Source organism: Thermogutta sp. (assembly GCF_014359955.1).
Classification (GTDB): domain Bacteria; phylum Planctomycetota; class Planctomycetia; order Pirellulales; family Thermoguttaceae; genus Thermogutta.
Window position 1 is genome coordinate 1 of the sequence record NZ_JACIYL010000469.1, and the last position, 3500, is coordinate 3500.

Consider the following 3500-nt stretch of genomic DNA (forward strand, 5'->3'; position numbering starts at 1 on the left):
CCTTTCGGCGGGGACTGAAGTCCCGCGCCGAAAGCGGGGCTAAAGCCCCGCACTCCATATGGAGTGCGGCGATTCATCGCCGCTTTTCGGTGAAGGCTTTAGCCTTCACAACCTTGGCGTTGATCCGGATGGAAACGGACTACCGGTCGGGGTGGAACCCGATCCTCCGCGGCGTCCACCGGATTGCCCGGTTCCCTCCGGGCTAACGGCGGTCCTTTGCTGAAGTGGGGTCGGGAATCCGGATCAGCGCTTCAGATCAAGCGAGGCTCGAAAAGTTTGCCGTGACTGGGAGACATCGGCGGCCACCGCCCTCGTGCCGGATTCCTGGGGTTTTTGGTAGAGCCACGGTTGGAGTCGGGTCATTCCGGAGAGCAAATCGCCGACTCCCTCGGCGGCTCCCACCACGAGATAGCCGCCTGGCTGAAGGAGCTTGAGCACGTTGTTGAGAACGACTTTCTTTGACCCCATGTCGAAATAGATGAGCACATTTTTCAAAAAGATAAGGTCAAAAGGTCGTTCCGGCAGAGGTTCCATGAGATTGTGCTGCCGGAAGGTGGTCATCTTCGTGAGGATCGGCTTTGCCCGCCATACTTCGGCATTGGGTAATTTTTCAAAAAAACGCCGCTTCAGGTCGTCGGGAACAAGCCGCATCGCACGTTCGCCGAAGGTGGCGGTTCGTGCCTGCTCAACCGCGCCCACTCCGATGTCGGTTCCCAGAATGGTGATCCGCCATTTGGCGAGGTCCGGAAGTTCCGCAGCAATGCAGCAGGCGGCGGTGAAGGCTTCGTCCCCCGTGCTGCATGCAGCCGACCAAATTCGGAGGGTCTTTGCCGGTCCCCGTTGCCGGCTGGCCATCTCTGCTAGAAATTTTTTGCGGAACCACTGCCATTGGAGCTCGTCGCGGAAGAGGTAGGTCTCGTGGGTGGTGATTTCCTGCAGAAAGGCGTCCCATTCTGGATGGCGAGGGGGTAACCTGGTGAGATAGTCGTAATACTCGGAATAGCTCGCAATACCTGTTTCCCGCAATCGGCGACGGAGCCGATTGGAAAGCAGGGTTTTTTTCTGCGGCGAAATGCGGATCCCCGTCTTGCGATAAACCAGATCGGCGTAGCGCTGGAGTTCAGCGTCGGTCACCTGGGGAAGGATCAGGGACGACGTGATGGGGGGAGGAGGGATCATCTGATCCCAGGTAGTGACTTTCTTCTCTGAAGGGAGAGCTGCAGGACGAACGGGGCGGTTTCCGCCGCCGGGTTGCTTGTGAGCAGGATCAGGCATCATGGCGCGATTCCCTGTCTCGCGTCAAAGGGCTTTCGCTGGTGAGTCTTTGGAAAAAATCCATCGGCGCCACGGCCGCGGCGCCACCGACCAGATTCCTTTTGGGCGCCAGGCGGGTCGGAAGTGCGTGACTTCCCGGACCGTTTCAGGCGGGCACGGAGCGGCCGTGGGCCGACGCGACAAGCGACCCGTATTGGGTCCTGGGGAGGTTGGTCTCACATAGCTGCAGCCTCGGTAATGTCCTCGTCGTCTCCCAGAATCTTTTCAATATCCAGGAGGATGAGAAGCCGCTTGTCCAGTTTGACCAGGCCGGTGAGATATTTGCGTCCCAAACCGGCCACAGTCGGCGGGGGCGGGGCGATCTGCTCCTTGCTGATCCGCAGAACCTCGCTCACCGCATCGACGATGATGCCGATGGTCTTTCCCCGCACATTCACCACCATGATCCGCGTTTCGTCGGTGGGTTCCTGCGGAGGCAGACCAAACCGCAGCCGCAGATCGACAATCGGGATCACCGTGCTTCGGAGGTTGATCAATCCCTTGATGTAATCCGGAGTTTGGGGAACACGTGTGATTTCCCCCATCAGGATGATTTCCTGCACCTTGGTGATTTCCACCCCGTACTCTTCCTGACCCAGGCGGAAACTCACCAGTTGCATGGTCGCGCTGCCGCCCCGATGGGCAAGCTCCTGCACGAGGGCTTCTTGAACTGCTGTGGTCATTTTTCTGCTCTCCCAGTGATGCCTGTCGGTGACTGGACGAACTGACAACCGCCCTGTTTGATGGAAATATAGGTTACAAATGCCGCAGTCCAAAAGTTGACCATTTTCATGAGCGCACACGTCCTGGATCATTGGCTGGTCTGATCGACCAGGTTGGAATAATCCGTCTCAGCGGTTTCGCCAGCAAAATCCCCCATGAAGTTAAAACAGCAACCGGAAGATTTTGTGGTGGAAGAGGTGACGCAGTTTCCTGTGGACGGTGGGCCTTTTGCCACGTACGTTCTGACCAAAAGGTCCCTCGGTACCCCAGAGGCCCTGGACAAGGTCCGCAGGCAGTGGAAAATCCCCCTTCATGCGGTTTCCTACGGAGGGCTTAAAGACCGCCATGCCGTGACCACCCAATGGGTGACCATTCGCGGCGGCCCGACACGGGATCTCCAGCTCGATGGCGTGCACCTGGAATATCGGGGACAGGCCTCCCGGGCGTTCACCTCCGACGACATTCTCGCCAACAGATTCCGCATCGTTCTGCGAGACCTTTCGCCGGAAGAACTTCAGGCAGCCATCACCGCACTTGACGAGGTGAAGCTGTGGGGCCTGCCCAACTATTTCGACAAACAACGGTTCGGGTCAGTGGGTTGGTCTGGGGACTTCGTTGCCCGAGCCTGGTGCCTGGGAGACTACGAACGGGCCTTGTGGCTGGCCCTGGCTGATCCTCATGACTCGGATCGGGCGGCGGACAAGAAGGAAAAACAGTTTTTGCGGGAATACTGGGGCGATTGGGCGGCCTGTAAAAAAGTCGTCCGCAATCGCTTCCGTCGAGCGGTTGTCGCGCAACTGGCGGATCAGCCGGGCCAGTACCGTCGCGCTATGGCCGCCCTGCGACGTGATCAACGGGCCCTGTACCTGGCGGCCCTCCAAAGCTATCTGTGGAATGCCATGGCCTCGGAGTGGATCCGGCAGCGAGTTCCTCCCGAGGATTGTTTCGAAGTGGTCATTGCGCGCTGGACCTTCACCTTTTACCGCCGTCTGAACACCCAACTGCTCGAAGAATTGCGCGACACTCGGCTGCCGCTGCCCTCGGCCCGGTGCGGGGTGAAAACCGGGCCGGTGCGGGAGCTTATGGAGCGGGCCGCCGCCGAGCTGGGACTGGAAGTCCGCCAGCTCCGGATCAAATATCCCCGCGATAGCTTTTTTTCCAAAGGTGATCGACCTCTAGTGTTCTTTCCCAGGGAACTCGCCTATCAGACCGGGGACGATGAACTGAACCCCGGCAAGCAGCAGCTCACGTTGAGCTTCGAGTTACCCCGGGGCTCCTACGCCACCATCCTTGTCAAACGGATCACCGAGGATCGCTCGCCGGAGAACGCGTCAAGTTTGGAGGAATAGCACGTCCACGTTTCGGAGGGACGTTTTCGGAGGGACCTGCTTGTCAGGTCCGCATATTGGAGGGACCCCTCGGAGGGACCCGCTTGTCGGGTCCGTTTTTCGACGTTGGATCAT

General features: G+C 59.0%; 4 protein-coding genes. 2 read left to right on the plus strand and 2 right to left on the minus strand.

Features of this window, described 5'->3' with window-relative positions:
- Positions 1-206: hypothetical protein (locus H5U08_RS13125; RefSeq protein ID WP_297033842.1), on the plus strand; the 206-nt coding region annotated here is incomplete at its 5' end.
- Between the two features lie 37 nt (positions 207-243).
- Here the strand turns inward: H5U08_RS13125 and H5U08_RS13130 are convergent.
- Together H5U08_RS13130 and H5U08_RS13135 are read right to left on the minus strand one after the other, a co-directional pair.
- Complete coding sequence (locus tag H5U08_RS13130) at positions 244-1278, minus strand: protein-glutamate O-methyltransferase CheR (protein ID WP_297033845.1); 1035 nt, start codon at positions 1276-1278, stop codon at positions 244-246.
- A 212-nt stretch (positions 1279-1490) separates the two neighbouring features.
- The gene (locus H5U08_RS13135; protein WP_297033847.1) at positions 1491-1997 is read right to left on the minus strand and encodes a chemotaxis protein CheW; all 507 of its coding nucleotides are present in this window, start codon (positions 1995-1997) and stop codon (positions 1491-1493) included.
- 195 nt (positions 1998-2192) lie between these two features.
- On the opposite strand from H5U08_RS13135, the gene truD reads away from it, so the two are divergent.
- Complete coding sequence (gene truD / locus H5U08_RS13140) at positions 2193-3386, plus strand: tRNA pseudouridine(13) synthase TruD (RefSeq protein ID WP_297033849.1); 1194 nt, start codon at positions 2193-2195, stop codon at positions 3384-3386.
- Positions 3387-3500 lie beyond the last annotated feature (114 nt).

What these genes read in the sequence shown, in the direction of transcription:
- H5U08_RS13130 (WP_297033845.1), bottom strand. Translation starts at nt 1,278, where the DNA reads ATGATGCCTGATCCTGCTCACAAGCAACCCGGCGGCGGAAACCGCCCC.
- H5U08_RS13135 (WP_297033847.1), bottom strand. Translation starts at nt 1,997, where the DNA reads ATGACCACAGCAGTTCAAGAAGCCCTCGTGCAGGAGCTTGCCCATCGG.
- truD (WP_297033849.1), top strand. Translation starts at nt 2,193, where the DNA reads ATGAAGTTAAAACAGCAACCGGAAGATTTTGTGGTGGAAGAGGTGACG.